We start from the raw sequence: 13,564 nt of genomic DNA on the forward strand, positions 1-13,564 counted from the left end.
GGCATGGGCCAGTGCGCAGGGGCGGTCAAACCCGTTCTCATCGCCGCGCAACCGCGCTACCGCCGGCGGCATGTTCGACCTCGACGCCTATCTCGCCCGCATCGATCTTCCCGCGCGCCCGACCCGCGATGCCGCCGGCCTGTCGCGTGTGCAGCATGCCCACCGGCTCACGATACCCTTCGAGAATCTCGACGTGCGGCTCGGCCGTGCAATCGCGATCGACGGCGCGAGCGTCGCTGCCAAATTGGTCACCGCGCGGCGCGGCGGCTATTGTTTCGAGCAGAACCGGCTGCTGCTCGACGCGCTTGCCGCGCTCGACTTCAGCGCGCGGCCGTTGCTCGCGCGCGTCTGGCTCGGCGCGACCGCGACACCGCCGCTGACCCATACGCTGTCGCTGGTGACGATCGACGGCCAGCAGTGGATCGCCGATGCCGGCTTCGGCGGCAGCTATGCGCCCGTCATGCCGCTGGCGGACGGCGCGCAGGGCGAGGCGCCCGATGGTGCGCGCTTCCTGCTGGTCCGCGACGACGCGCGCGCCGGGGAGGGCGGGTGGCTGCTGTTGCGCGATGGCGACCCGACCACCACCGACGGCCGCGGCGCCGGGCCCGGGTGGCAGCCGCAATACAGCTTCACCACCGCCGAGGTGCACGACAGCGATCTGGCGATGGGCAACCACTGGTCGATGAGCGCGCCCGCCAGCCGCTTCACCACCGTGACGGTGACGAGCATCATCCTGCCGCGCGGCTTCGCCTCGCTGACCGATCGGCAATATCGCCGCCGTGCCTCCGAAACGATCGCCGAGGCGGAAATCACCGATCCGCGCGTCTATCGGATGCGGCTCAGCATGATGTTCGGGATCGACCTGAGTGCGGCCGAGGTGGCGGCGCTGGGACTGTTCGGCTGAGCGGCGGCGACGAACACACGCTGGCGCACCTCGCACGATCACGGCGCGCGACGGACGACCGGTGGCAATTGACGGAGTAATGGCTATGATCGGCGTGCGCGGCCCGAGCTGCGCACGATAGGAGAGTTTCGTGAGCATCGCCTGTTGCAACCCGCTGTCGCGTCGACATTTCCTCTCCGGCGTCGCCGGTGGCGCGCTGATGGCCGGGGTCGCCGCGCCGGGATGGGCGCAGGCGAGCGCGCCCGCCACGCTCCAGCCGTTCGACATGCGCGACGTCGATCTGCACGACAGTCCGTTCCTCCACGCGCAGCACCAGACCGAAGCCTATCTGCTGCGGCTCCAGCCCGACCGGATGCTCCACAATTTCCGCGTCAATGCCGGCTTGAAGCCCAGGGCACCGGTTTATGGCGGCTGGGAGTCGGAGCCGATCTGGGCGGACATCAACTGCCATGGGCACACACTCGGTCATTATCTCTCCGCCTGCGCGCTGGCGTATCGCGCGACCGGCAAGCAGGAATATCGCAAGCGCATCGACTATATCGCCGGCGAGCTGGCGGCGTGCCAGAAGGCCGCGAACAGCGGGCTGGTCTGCGCCTTCCCAAAGGGCGCGGCGCTGGTCGCGGCGCATCTGCGCGGCGAGCCGATCACCGGCGTGCCGTGGTACACGCTCCACAAAGTCTATGCCGGGCTGCGCGACGCGACGTTGCTCGCCGACAGCACGGCGGCGAAGGCGGTGCTGCTGCGGCTCGCCGACTGGGGCGTGGTCGCCACCCGACCCCTGAGCGATGCGCAGTTCGAGGAGATGCTCAAGACCGAATATGGCGGGATGAACGAGGTCTATGCCGACCTGTTCGTCATTACCGGAAACGCAGACTATCAACGACTTGCCGAGCGCTTCTCGCAGAAAGCCGTACTCGCGCCGCTGGTGAAGGCGCAGGACCAGCTTGACGGGATGCACGCCAATACGCAGATCCCGAAGATCATCGGCTTCCAGCGCGTCCACGAAGCCGGCGGCGACTCCAGCTACCACGCCGCCGCGCAATTCTTCTGGAAGACCGTCGCGCGCACCCGCGCCTTCGCGACCGGCGGGCACGGCGACAACGAGCATTTCTTCGCCATCGCCGACTTCGACAAACACGTCTTCTCGGCCAAGGGGTCCGAGACGTGCTGCCAGCACAATATGCTCAAGCTGACACGGCAATTGTTCCTGCAGGATCCGCGCGCCGATTACGCCGACTATTACGAGCGCACGCTCTACAACGGCATCCTTGCCTCGCAGGACCCTGACAGCGGGATGGCAACCTACTTCCAGGGCGCCCGCCCCGGCTACATGAAGCTGTATCACACTCCGGAGGACAGCTTCTGGTGCTGCACTGGCACCGGCATGGAAAACCACGTCAAATACCGGGACTCGATCTACTTCCGAGACGGACGACAGCTTTACGTCAACCTGTTCATCCCATCCATGCTCAAGTGGCGTGACCAAGACGTTGTTCTGACACAGGAAACCGCCTTTCCCGCACAGGCCGGCACGCGGCTGCGCATCGCCGCGAAGCGCCCGGCCTCGCTCGCGCTCAAGCTGCGCCATCCGCGCTGGAGCCGCACTGCGACGTTGCTGGTCAACGGCCGCGCCGCGGCGACCTCCGCCGACCCCGGCAGCTATGTCACGCTCGACCGGACGTGGCGTGACGGCGACACCGTCGAGCTGCAGTTGGTCATGGAGCCCGCCGCCGAACAGGCGCCGGCCGCGCCGCAGATCGTCGCCTTCACCTACGGCCCGCTGGTGCTGGCCGGCGCGCTCGGCAGGCAGGGGCTCGCTCCCGGTGCAGACATCATCGTCAACGAGCGCAAATACGGCGAGTATAATGACGCGACGGCCGCGGTGCCGGTGTTGGCCGGCGCGCCCGACGTGCTGGCGAAGAGCATCCGCGCGACCGGCGCGCCGCTCGAATTCACGATCGCCGCGCAGGACGGCACTCCGGTGCGGCTGGTTCCGTACCACCGGATCGCACACGAACGCTACGCGACCTACTGGAAGCTCGCTTAGGTGGGTTCATAGGGTCGGGCGGACCAAAACCTTAATCGTCGCCCCGGACTTGATCCGGACCCCCGCTTCGTGGCGACAGAAGAAAGAAGCCCGATCCGGGATCGGGTCCGGGATGACGGAAGAGGGCAGGTGATCGGCGCAAGTCGATCGCCGCCAGGATGGAAACCCAAGATTCCGCTGTCCCTGCGCATTGATCTTTGCCACCAGCATCCGGGTGACGGAGGGTCTGGATGCACAAGTGGTTTATCGCCGCCGCGCTGGCGACGACGGGGTTTTCGGCCGTGGCTGAGGCGCAGGCACCGGCCGCCGCGCCGCTGACGCTGGAACGGGTGTTCGCCACCCCCGATCTCGCCGGCCCGCAACCGCGTTCGCTCAAACTGTCGCCCGACGGCACGTTGCTCACCTTCCTGCGCCCGCGTCCCGACGACAAGGACCGGCTCGACCTCTGGGCGCGCGACACCGGCACCGGCGCGGAGCGGATGCTCGTCGACAGCCTCAGGATCGGCACCGGCGCCGAACTGTCCGAGGCCGAGAAGATGCAGCGCGAACGCGCGCGGATCGGTGCGCTGAAGGGCATCGTCGCCTATGACTGGGCGGCGGACGGGCGCAGCCTGCTCGTCCCGATCGACGGCAACCTCTATCTCGCCGGCACCGACGGACAGGTCCGCCGGATCACCGACGTCCCCGGCGGCGTGCTCAACGCCAATGTCTCCCCGCGCGGCGGCTTCGTCAGCTACGTTCGTGACCAGAATGTCTGGGTCCAGCCGCTCGGCGGCGGGGCGGCGCGCGCGCTGACCAGCGAGGGCCGGGGCCTCGTCCATTTCGGCGAGGCGGAGTTCGTCGCGCAGGAGGAGATGCACCGCACCGACGGCTATTGGTGGAGCCCCGACGATCGCTACCTTGCGGTCGAGCGGTTCGACGAGACGCCGGTCAAGGTCTTCACCCGCGCGTCGATCGGCGCGACCGGCACCAGCATCTACGAACAGCGCTATCCCGCCGCCGGCACCCCTAATGTGCTGGTCGACCTGTACGTGATGCGCGCCGACGGCTCGGGGAAGGTGAAGGTCGATCTCGGCAGCGATCCCGACATCTATCTCGCGCGCGTCGACTGGCTGCCCGACGGCTCGGCGCTGCTCGTCCAGCGCGAGGACCGCGCGCAGACGAAACTCGACATGCTCCGCGTCGATCCGGCGACCGGCGCGGCGACCGTGCTGTTCACCGAGACCGCGCGCGCGAAGAGCTGGATCAACCTCTCCGACAGCTATCGCGCGATGGCGGACGGCAGCCTGTTGTGGCGCTCCGAGCGCGACGGCTTCGCGCATCTCTGGCGGCTGAAGGACGGGCGCTGGACGCAGCTGACCAGGGGCGACTGGGTCGTCACCGGGCTGGTCGCGGTCGACGAGACGAAGGGACGCGTCTATTTTCTCGCCAATAAGGACGATGTCCTCGAACAGCATCTCTACGCGCTCGACCTCAAGCGCGGCGACATCACGCGGCTGACCGAGCGCGGCTGGAACAACAGCGTCACTGCCGACGGCGCGGCGCAGCGCTTCCTCGTCACGCGTTCCAACCCCGACCAGCCGCCGCAGACCTATCTCGCCGACGCCCGCGGCAAGCGCCTGTCGTGGATCAACGAGAATCGCGTCGAGGGCACGCACCCCTACGCTCCCTATCTCGCCAGCCATCGCCCGGTGCAGTTCGGGACGCTCAAGGCCGCCGACGGCCGTACCGATCTCCACTGGCAGATGGTCACGCCGGTGCTGGAGCCGGGCAAGCGCTATCCGGTCTTCTTCCAGCATTACGGCGGGCCGGGGTCGCAGGGCGTGGTCCGCAACTGGAAGAACCCGCTGATCCAGCATCTGGTCAGCCGCGGCTGGATTTATTTCGAGCTCGACAATCGCGGCTCGCCCAATCGCGGCGTCGCGTTCGAGAGCGCGATCTGGCACGCGATGGGCACCGTCGAGGTCGCGGACCAGCGCAAGGGTGCCGATTATCTCAAGACGCTCGCCTTCGTCGATCCGGCGCGGATCGCCACTTATGGCTGGTCCTATGGCGGTTATATGTCGCTCAAGATGATCGAGGCCGACCAAGGCGTCTATGCCGCGGCGATCTCGGGCGCGCCGGTCAGCGACTGGCATCTGTACGACACGCATTATACCGAGCGCTACATGGGCGATCCGCGTGTCGACGGCGTGGCCTATGACGCGTCGCGCGCGGTGATCGACCCCAGGAAGATCACCACGCCGCTGCTGCTGATGCACGGCATGGCCGACGACAACGTCTTCCTCGACAATTCCACCAAGGTGGCGGCGGGCTTGCAGGCGGCGGACATGCCGTTCGATATGATGCTCTACCCCGGCAAGACGCATTCGGCGGTGCGCGATATCCACGTCTGGACGACGATCGAGCGCTTCCTCGACCAACACGTCGGCAGCGGCCCGAAGTAGACGTTGCTGGCTTTTCGAAAATTGCGGCGCTACGGCGCGTCCGCGACATGATGTGAAAGCGCCGCACGAAGGCGCGTGGAAGGACGGATATGGGGTACCGGGTGGTGGTGGCGGGGGCCACGGGCAATGTCGGGCGCGAGATGGTCAACATCCTCGCCGAGCGGCAGTTTCCGGCAGACGAAATCGCGGTGCTCGCCTCGTCGCGTTCGGTCGGCGACCAGATCGAATATGGCGATACCGGCCGGATGCTGAAGGTGCAGAACATCGAGCATTTCGATCCTGCCGGCTGGGACATGGCGTTGTTCGCGATCGGCAGCGAGGCGACCGCCGTCTATGCGCCCAAGTTCGCGGCGGCGGGCTGCACGGTGATCGACAATTCGTCGCTCTACCGCATGGACCCTGACGTGCCGCTGATCGTGCCGGAGGTGAATGCCGCCGCGATCGACGGCTACAAGGCGAAGAACATCATCGCCAATCCGAATTGCTCGACCGCGCAGATGGTCGTCGCGCTCAAGCCGCTGCATGATGCGGCCAAGATCAAGCGCGTGGTGGTGGCGACCTATCAGTCGGTGTCCGGCGCAGGCAAGATCGGCATGGACGAGCTGTTCGAGCAGAGCCGCAACATCTTCGTCGGCGACCCCGCCGAGCCGAAGAAGTTCACCAAGCAGATCGCCTTCAACGTCATCCCGCACATCGACAGCTTCCTCGACGACGGCTCGACCAAGGAAGAGTGGAAGATGGTCGTCGAGACCAAGAAGATCCTCGATCCGAAGATCAAGATCACCGCCACCTGCGTGCGCGTGCCGGTGTTCGTCGGCCATAGCGAGGCGCTTAATATCGAGTTCGAGAACGAGCTGTCGGCCGAGGACGCGCAGAACATCCTGCGCGAAGCGCCCGGCGTGATGCTCGTCGACAAGCGCGAGGACGGTGGCTACGTCACCCCGATCGAGAGCGCCGGCGACGACGCCACCTATGTCAGCCGCGTCCGCGAGGACCCTACCGTCGAGAATGGTCTGGTGCTGTGGTGCGTCAGCGACAACCTTCGCAAGGGCGCGGCGCTCAACGCGGTGCAGATCGCCGAACTGCTCGGCCGCCGGCATCTGAAGAAGGCCGACGAAACCGAAGTCGACGACTTCCAGGCGGTGTTTTCGGGCGAGTAACCGCCGCCCGTTCCTGTCACCCCGGCGGAGACCGGGGGGGCAGCGCCACTGGCAGCGACGCGGCCTTGCTCGCGACCCCGGCCCAAACCCGTCATTCCCGCGCAGGCGAGAATCCAGACGCGCAGGTCCTCGCAAGAGGCGAAACGACAGCGGTTCTGGATCCCCGCCTCCGCGAGGATGACGGTAGTGGGACGCTCAATACCCCCGATACCGGCCCGGCCGGTGCCACGCGATCAGGATGCCGCTGATCGCCGCCGACGACACCGCCGACCAGCCGACGCGCTCGGCCGGCAGGAAGGCGAGCGCGGTCAGCAGGATCAGCGCGTCGATCGCCATCTGCGTCCGCCCGGCGTTCCACCCGCGCGTCTTCTGCAGCCACAGCGTCACTACCCCGGTCCCGCCGATCCCGGCATGGTGCCGCGCCAGCGCCAGCGCGCCGAACCCGATCACCGACCCGCCTGCCAGCGCCGCGAACGCCGGATCGATATGCGCGATCGTCAGTCCGATCCGCGTCCACGTCCCCAGCGCGGCGACTCCGAGCCCGACCAGCACGGTGCGCAGCGTGAAGCGCCGCCCCATCGCCTTCCACGCCAGCCACATGAAGGGCAGGTTGATGAGCGTGAACAGCACGCCGGTCGGCAGCGGCACCGCATAGGAGATCAGCAATGCGATCCCGGCGGTTCCACCGGTCACCAGCCCTGCGGCGTGGAGCAGCGCGAGTCCGAGCACGACGAGAATGCAGCCGAGCGTCAGCGCATAGGCGTCCTCGATGGCGGAATGGGGCAGGGGTTCGTCGGGGATCACCCGCGCTCCCTATCGGCGCCGCCGGTGTGCTGCAATGCAGCATCGGTGGACGCAGGGCCGGTCGGTGCGTAGAGCCGCAGGCATGAGCCGCATCATGACCGGTGGCTGCCAGTGTGGCAGCGTGCGCTACAGCGTCGTGGTGACCGATGACGACGCCTATCTCTGCCACTGCCGGATGTGCCAGCGTGCCACCGGCGGCGTCTTCGCGGCGCTCAAACAGGTCCCGCGCGACGCCGTGACCTGGACGACCCGCGAACCTGACCGCCACGCTTCGTCCGAGATTGCGCACCGCGGCTTCTGCGCCGTGTGCGGAACGCCGCTCACCTACGAAGGCAACGGGTCCGACAACATGGATTTGACCGTCGGCAGTTTCGATGACGCGCACCGGTTGCGACCCGTCGGTCATTTCGGCGTCGAAAGCCGCCACCAGGCGTGGATCGAGCTGGTATTTCTGCCCGAGAAGCGCACCTGGGATCTCCCGAACATCGTCAGCCAATGGATGGAAACGCGTGGCCATGTCCCCGACTGAGACCCGGTACTTCGACAGCTTCGACGGTCAGCGGATCGCATGGCGCGAATTGGGTGAGGGGCGCCCGGTGGTGCTGATCCACGGCTTCTTTTCCGACGCGCAGACCAACTGGTTGAAATACGGCCATGCTGCCGCGATCGCCGCGGCCGGGTTCCGGGTCATCATGCCCGATCTGCGTGCGCACGGCGCCAGCGCCCGCCCACATGACGCCAGTGCCTATCCGCCCGACGCTCTGGCGCGAGACGGGCACGCGCTGGTCAAGCATCTGGGGCTAAGCGACTATGATCTCGGTGGATATTCGCTGGGTGCGCGCACCACGGTGCGGATGCTCGCGACCGGCGCGACGCCACGGCGGGTGGTGATCGCGGGCATGGGCCTGGACGGCATCACGCGTGCCGATCGCCGCGCGGGTCACTTCCGCAACATCCTGACCAACCTCGGCAAACACGAGCGCGGCAGTCCGGAATGGCTGGCCGAGGCGTTTCTGAAGACCACCGGCGGTGATCCGGTCGCGCTGCTGGGGATCATTGAAACGTTCGTGGGTACCCCGGAGGCGGCGATCGACGCGATCGTCCAGCCGGTACTGGTGGTTAGCGGCAAGGACGACGACGACAACGGCTCCGCGCCGGCGCTCGCGGACGCGCTGCCACAGGCGCGCTACGTCGAGGTGCCGGGCAACCACATGAGCGCGGTGACCAAGCCCGAACTGGGGCAGGCGATCGCGGCTTTTCTCAAAGGCTAAGCATTATCTTATCACGCCATCCCGGATCAGGTCCGGGATGGCGCGCCGGCCGCTCACGCCTTTTCGGGAATGGTATTCTCGTCGGCGATCCCTGCGTCGAACGACTTGGAGGAACCCTTACCATCCGGCTGATGAGCCTTGGTTTTCTTGGGCGCATCAGGGGCGGGAAGCCGCGGCGACTTGGGCGTTGAGCTGCGCAGCGTCAGCAACGCCGCGGTGGCCGCTGCGCCGATCGCGGCGACGCCGCCCGCGATCGCCGCCGCGCCCCATTTGCCGCCCACCTTGTCGATCGCCGCCTCGCTCCGAGACGTGGATTTGCGACTCGCCGCCGTCCGCGCCTTCGCCGGAGCCGCGCGCGTGCGCTTGGCAGCCGGCTTCTTGGCGGGCGCGGTGCCGGCATCCGACTTGCCCGACTTGGTTTTCGTGGCGCGCGGTGACGCCGCCTTGGGCGCGGCAGCCTTCCGCGGCGCGCGACGGCGCGGGGTGGCGGGCTTCGACGCCGCCGGGGTCGGCGTATCGCTGGTGTCGTCGGCCATGATCTGCTCCCGTATCAGTGATTTCGGGAGCGCAACGCACGGGAAAGCGCTGTGTTTCCGGCCCGATCAGCGAAACGGCGGCTCGTTGAAGGCGCGCAGTTTGCGGCTGTGCAGCTTCGCACCCTCACGGCGCAGTTCCTCGCAGGTCTCGATGCCGATCCGCATATGCTCGCTGATCGCGCGTTCGTAGAAGCGGTTGGCCTGGCCGGGCAGTTTCAGCTCACCGTGCAGCGGCTTGTCCGACACGCACAGCAACGTCCCGTATGGCACGCGGAAGCGATAGCCCTGTGCGGCGATCGTCGCCGATTCCATGTCGATCGCCACCGCGCGGCTGAGCGAGAAACGCAACGCCGAGCGCGCGTAGCGCAGCTCCCAGTTGCGATCGTCGGTGGTGACGATCGTCCCGGTGCGCAGCCGGCGCTTGAGTTCGTCACCTGACTGACCCGACACGGTTTCCGCGGCGCGCGCCAGCGCTTGCTGCACCTCGGCGATCGCCGGCACCGGGATCTCGGGCGGCAGCATGTCGTCGAGCACATGGTCGTCGCGGAGATAGGCGTGCGCAAGCACATAGTCGCCGATCCGTTGCGACGGCCGCAGCCCGCCGCAATGCCCGATCATCACCCACGCCTCGGGACGCATCACCGCGAGATGATCGCAGATCGTCTTGGCGTTCGACGGTCCGACGCCAATATTGACCAGCGTGATGCCGGTGCGATCGTCCGCCATCAGATGATAGGCGGGCATCTGCAACCGCCGCCACGCGCTGTCGTCGAGGATCGCGGGATCGTCGCCGGCCTTGAACAGCACGCCGCCCGGCCCCGACAGCGCGGTGAAACGCCCGCCCTCGCTCACCTGCTGCGCGCCCCAACGAACGAACTCGTCGACATAGCGATGATAGTTGGTGAACAGGACATAGCGCTGGACATGCTCGGGCGGGGTGCCGGTGTAATGCCGCAGCCGCGCGAGGCTGAAGTCGGTGCGCAGCCCGTCGAACAGCGCCAGCGGCCGCGTTCCGTCGATCGACGCCCAGAGTCCGTCGGCGATCTCGTCCCCGATGAAGGCCAGTTCGGTGGTCGGAAAATAGCGCGCCAGTTCGGCGGCCGACGTCGCATCGAGGCTCAGCGCGTGGCTGGCATCGATGACATAGGGGTAGGGGATTTCCTGCGTTCCCGGCACCGCGTCGACCTGCACGTCATAATCTTCGATCAACAGCGTCAATTGCTCGACCAGATAGTCGGCGAATACCGCCGGCTTGGTGACGCTGATGCGATAGTCGCCGGGGCTGACCAAACGGCCGAACGAGCGCATCGGGGTCGGGCGGCCGTCGCTGCCCGCGAAGCGCAGCCGGATCTCGGGATAGGCGAACGAGCCGTCGTTGCGCGCGGCGCGATCGGGCACGGTGCCGTCGGCGATATAGGCGGTGATCGCTGCCTTCAGTCGATCGACGGAGGCGGTGTAGAGCCGGTCGAGTTCCCGGACGAGGTCGTTCGCTGTCATGTCGGACGGTTACATAGTCCGTATGACCGCGGCAAGTCGCCCCGCCGATGCACGGCGGGGCGAGAGCTACTTACAGCGTTTCGAGCAGATGATCGGCGGAGCTGACGCGGAACTCGCCCGGTGCCTCGACGTGCAGCGACTCGACCTTGCCGTCGTTGACGACCATCGCATAACGCTGGCTGCGGCGGCCCATGCCGAATTTGGTGCCGTCCATGTCGAGCCCCAGCGCGGTCGCGAAATCGGCGTTGCCGTCCGACAGCATCGTGATGCCCTGCGCGTCATTGGCCTTCGCCCATGCTTCCAGCACGAACGGATCGTTGACCGCCGTGCAGGCGATCTCGTCCACGCCCTTGGCCTTAAGCGCGTCCGCGTTCTGGATGAAGCCGGGCAGATGCTGCGCCGAGCAGGTCGGGGTATAGGCGCCCGGGACCGCGAACAGCGCGACGCGGCGGCCCTTGAAAAACTCGGCGGTATCGACCGGCTCGCGCCCGTCGGCGATAAGCTTCGTCAGTTGTACGGAGGGAAGGGAATCGCCGACGCCGATGGTCATGGAAGGTACTCCGGTTGGGATGCGCTCCACCGATGGCGAGTAGCCGGCGCCATTTCAAGCTTTGGCAAGCGCGCCGCAAGCGCCTAGATCACCGGCATGGAGCAAGCGACCTATCTTACCGGCCAGTTTCTGCTAGCGATGCCCGGCATCGGCGACGCGCGCTTCGATCATTCGGTGATCGCGATGTGCCGCCATGACGAACAGGGCGCGCTCGGCATCGGGATTGGCGCGGTGGTCAACGGCCTGGGGCTGCACGAGGTGCTGGAGCAGCTCGAGATCGCGCCTGGCGTCGCGCCCGATGCACCGGTGCATTTCGGCGGACCGGTCGAGCCGCGACGCGGCTTCGTGCTCCATTCGGCGGATTGGGGCGGACAGGACACGCTCGATGTCGCGGCGCGCTGGCGGTTGTCGGGGACGCTCGACGTGCTGCGCGCGATCGCGGGCGGTACCGGACCGTCGCATTGGCTGGTCGCGCTCGGCTATGCCGGCTGGGGGCCGGGGCAGCTCGAGACGGAGCTGACCCGGCACGGCTGGCTGAACGTCAGCGACGATACCGACATGCTGTTCGATACGCCGGTCGAGGAGCGCTGGACGCGCGGCTTCGTCGCGGCCGGCGTCGATCCCCGGCTGCTATCGAGCCAGAGCGGCCATAGCTGATCCCTCCGGCGGCGACGGCGGTCGAGGACGCCACCCCGCCACCGATCACATATAAAGATACCTTTATATTTGATCCGGGCGGTCATCGCGGCTAAGGCGCGCGGATGCCGATCGGTGTGGGTGCATGCCTTGGTCGGCCTCATCTGAGTGGAGACAACGCCGTGGCAACCGCCCCCGTGCTCGAGAACAACGACTATGTCATCAAGGACATCGGCCTTGCCGACTTCGGCCGCGCCGAGATCAACATCGCCGAGACCGAGATGCCCGGCCTGATGGCGCTGCGCGACGAGTATGGCGCGTCGCAGCCGCTGAAGGGTGCGCGGATCACCGGCTCGCTGCACATGACGATCCAGACCGCGGTGCTGATCGAAACGCTGACCGCGCTGGGCGCCGACGTGCGCTGGGCGACCTGCAACATCTTTTCGACGCAGGACCATGCTGCCGCCGCGATCGCCGCTGCCGGTATTCCGGTGTTCGCGGTGAAGGGCGAGACGCTCGCCGATTACTGGGATTATGTCGGGTCGATCTTCGACTGGGACGACGGCAACGGCCAGACCGCCAACATCATCCTCGACGACGGCGGCGACGCGACGATGTTCGCGCTGTGGGGCGCGAAGCTCGAGGCCGGCGCGACCTTCGGCGAGCCCGAAAATGACGAGGAAGTCGAGTTCCAGCGTTCGGTGAAGGCGTTCATCGCCAAGAAGCCGGGCTATCTGACCGAGACGGTCAAGAACCTGAAGGGCGTTTCGGAAGAGACCACCACCGGCGTTCACCGGCTTTACGAGATCGCGAAGAAGGGCGAGCTGCCGTTCCCCGCGATCAACGTCAACGACTCGGTTACCAAGTCGAAGTTCGACAATCTCTACGGCTGCAAGGAATCACTGGTCGACGCGATCCGTCGTGCCACCGACGTGATGCTGGCCGGCAAGGTCGCGTGCGTCGCGGGCTTCGGCGACGTCGGCAAGGGCTCGGCGCAGTCGCTGCGCAACGGCGGCGCGCGCGTCCTCGTCACCGAGATCGATCCGATCTGCGCGCTGCAGGCGGCGATGGAGGGTTTCGAGGTCGTGACGATGGACGAGGCGGTGAAGCGCGCGGACATCTTCTGCACCGCGACCGGCAACGCGGACGTCATCACCGCCGATCACATGAAGGCGATGAAGCCGATGTCGATCGTGTGCAACATCGGCCACTTCGACAGCGAGATCCAGATTGCGGCGCTCAGCAATTATGAGTGGACCGAAGTGAAGCCGGGCACCGATCTGGTGAAGTTCCCGGACGGCAAGCAGATCATCATCCTCGCCAAGGGGCGTCTGGTGAACCTCGGCTGCGCGACCGGCCACCCGTCGTTCGTGATGTCGGCGTCGTTCACCAACCAGACGCTGGCGCAGATCGAGCTGTGGACCAAGTCCGAGAACTACAAGAACGAAGTGTACGTGCTGCCGAAGCATCTCGACGAAAAGGTCGCGGCGCTGCACCTCGAGAAGCTCGGCGTCCAGCTGTCGAAGCTGACCCCGAAGCAGGCCGGCTACATCGGCGTGCCGGTCGAGGGGCCGTTCAAGCCGGATCACTATCGCTACTGATCGTCCGATCGGCGATGGCGAACGAAGGGCGGGGCCGCTGGCCTCGCCCTTTTTCGTGCGCGGTGGCCACGCCGCTTGCCGGTGGGGAAAGCCCACCCTAGACAAGCCGCA

General features: G+C 66.9%; 12 protein-coding genes. 8 read left to right on the plus strand and 4 right to left on the minus strand.

What is annotated here, in order from left to right; translation table 11 throughout:
- Positions 1 to 70 precede the first annotated feature (70 nt).
- From FHS97_RS14780 to FHS97_RS14795, 4 genes are all read left to right on the plus strand, one after another.
- Positions 71 to 904 carry an arylamine N-acetyltransferase family protein gene (locus FHS97_RS14780; protein ID WP_184039583.1) on the plus strand — a complete coding sequence of 278 codons (834 nt, stop codon included), beginning with the start codon at positions 71 to 73 and terminating at the stop codon, positions 902 to 904.
- A 199-nt stretch (positions 905 to 1,103) separates the two neighbouring features.
- Entirely contained in the window at positions 1,104 to 2,951 is a 1,848-nt protein-coding gene (locus FHS97_RS14785; protein WP_184039737.1) for a beta-L-arabinofuranosidase domain-containing protein, read from the plus strand.
- A 230-nt stretch (positions 2,952 to 3,181) separates the two neighbouring features.
- A complete protein-coding gene (locus tag FHS97_RS14790) occupies positions 3,182 to 5,398 on the plus strand; it encodes a S9 family peptidase (protein ID WP_184039586.1) in 2,217 nt (738 codons plus the stop codon).
- Between the two features lie 89 nt (positions 5,399 to 5,487).
- Positions 5,488 to 6,558: an aspartate-semialdehyde dehydrogenase gene (locus FHS97_RS14795; protein ID WP_184039601.1), complete on the plus strand. Its 1,071-nt coding sequence runs from the start codon at positions 5,488 to 5,490 to the stop codon at positions 6,556 to 6,558.
- Between the two features lie 195 nt (positions 6,559 to 6,753).
- Here FHS97_RS14795 and FHS97_RS14800 read toward each other — a convergent pair whose 3' ends face one another.
- Entirely contained in the window at positions 6,754 to 7,362 is a 609-nt protein-coding gene (locus FHS97_RS14800) for a YitT family protein (RefSeq protein WP_184039603.1), read from the minus strand.
- Positions 7,363 to 7,444: 82 nt separating this feature from the next.
- Between FHS97_RS14800 and FHS97_RS14805 the strand changes: the two genes are divergently transcribed.
- The gene (locus FHS97_RS14805; RefSeq protein WP_184039605.1) at positions 7,445 to 7,891 is read left to right on the plus strand and encodes a GFA family protein; all 447 of its coding nucleotides are present in this window, start codon (positions 7,445 to 7,447) and stop codon (positions 7,889 to 7,891) included.
- On the plus strand, positions 7,872 to 8,633 hold the full coding sequence (locus FHS97_RS14810) for an alpha/beta fold hydrolase (protein WP_184039607.1): 762 nt from the start codon (positions 7,872 to 7,874) through the stop codon (positions 8,631 to 8,633). The genes FHS97_RS14805 and FHS97_RS14810 overlap by 20 nt, the downstream gene beginning before the upstream one ends.
- Before the next feature lie 53 nt (positions 8,634 to 8,686).
- Here the strand turns inward: FHS97_RS14810 and FHS97_RS14815 are convergent, their stop codons facing one another.
- The 3 genes from FHS97_RS14815 to FHS97_RS14825 form a co-directional block, all read right to left on the minus strand.
- Positions 8,687 to 9,169: a hypothetical protein gene (locus tag FHS97_RS14815; RefSeq protein ID WP_184039609.1), complete on the minus strand. Its 483-nt coding sequence runs from the start codon at positions 9,167 to 9,169 to the stop codon at positions 8,687 to 8,689.
- A 66-nt stretch (positions 9,170 to 9,235) separates the two neighbouring features.
- Positions 9,236 to 10,666 (minus strand): AMP nucleosidase, encoded by a 1,431-nt coding sequence (locus FHS97_RS14820; RefSeq protein ID WP_184039612.1) that lies wholly within the window; start codon positions 10,664 to 10,666, stop codon positions 9,236 to 9,238.
- A gap of 70 nt (positions 10,667 to 10,736) precedes the next feature.
- A complete protein-coding gene (locus FHS97_RS14825; protein ID WP_184039614.1) occupies positions 10,737 to 11,216 on the minus strand; it encodes a peroxiredoxin in 480 nt (159 codons plus the stop codon).
- A gap of 96 nt (positions 11,217 to 11,312) precedes the next feature.
- Here FHS97_RS14825 and FHS97_RS14830 point away from each other — a divergent pair, with 96 nt between their 5' ends.
- Positions 11,313 to 11,873 (plus strand): YqgE/AlgH family protein, encoded by a 561-nt coding sequence (locus FHS97_RS14830; protein ID WP_184039617.1) that lies wholly within the window; start codon positions 11,313 to 11,315, stop codon positions 11,871 to 11,873.
- 161 nt (positions 11,874 to 12,034) lie between these two features.
- Entirely contained in the window at positions 12,035 to 13,453 is a 1,419-nt protein-coding gene (gene ahcY / locus FHS97_RS14835) for an adenosylhomocysteinase (protein ID WP_184039620.1), read from the plus strand.
- Positions 13,454 to 13,564 lie beyond the last annotated feature (111 nt).

This window comes from Sphingomonas endophytica (assembly GCF_014199415.1).
Classification (GTDB): domain Bacteria; phylum Pseudomonadota; class Alphaproteobacteria; order Sphingomonadales; family Sphingomonadaceae; genus Sphingomonas; species Sphingomonas endophytica.

Coding starts and splice junctions, on each gene's coding strand:
- FHS97_RS14825 (WP_184039614.1), bottom strand. CDS start 11,216: ATGACCATCGGCGTCGGCGATTCCCTTCCCTCCGTACAACTGACGAAG.
- FHS97_RS14790 (WP_184039586.1), top strand. CDS start 3,182: ATGCACAAGTGGTTTATCGCCGCCGCGCTGGCGACGACGGGGTTTTCG.
- FHS97_RS14830 (WP_184039617.1), top strand. CDS start 11,313: ATGGAGCAAGCGACCTATCTTACCGGCCAGTTTCTGCTAGCGATGCCC.
- FHS97_RS14820 (WP_184039612.1), bottom strand. CDS start 10,666: ATGACAGCGAACGACCTCGTCCGGGAACTCGACCGGCTCTACACCGCC.
- FHS97_RS14815 (WP_184039609.1), bottom strand. CDS start 9,169: ATGGCCGACGACACCAGCGATACGCCGACCCCGGCGGCGTCGAAGCCC.
- FHS97_RS14805 (WP_184039605.1), top strand. CDS start 7,445: ATGAGCCGCATCATGACCGGTGGCTGCCAGTGTGGCAGCGTGCGCTAC.
- FHS97_RS14780 (WP_184039583.1), top strand. CDS start 71: ATGTTCGACCTCGACGCCTATCTCGCCCGCATCGATCTTCCCGCGCGC.
- FHS97_RS14795 (WP_184039601.1), top strand. CDS start 5,488: ATGGGGTACCGGGTGGTGGTGGCGGGGGCCACGGGCAATGTCGGGCGC.
- FHS97_RS14785 (WP_184039737.1), top strand. CDS start 1,104: ATGGCCGGGGTCGCCGCGCCGGGATGGGCGCAGGCGAGCGCGCCCGCC.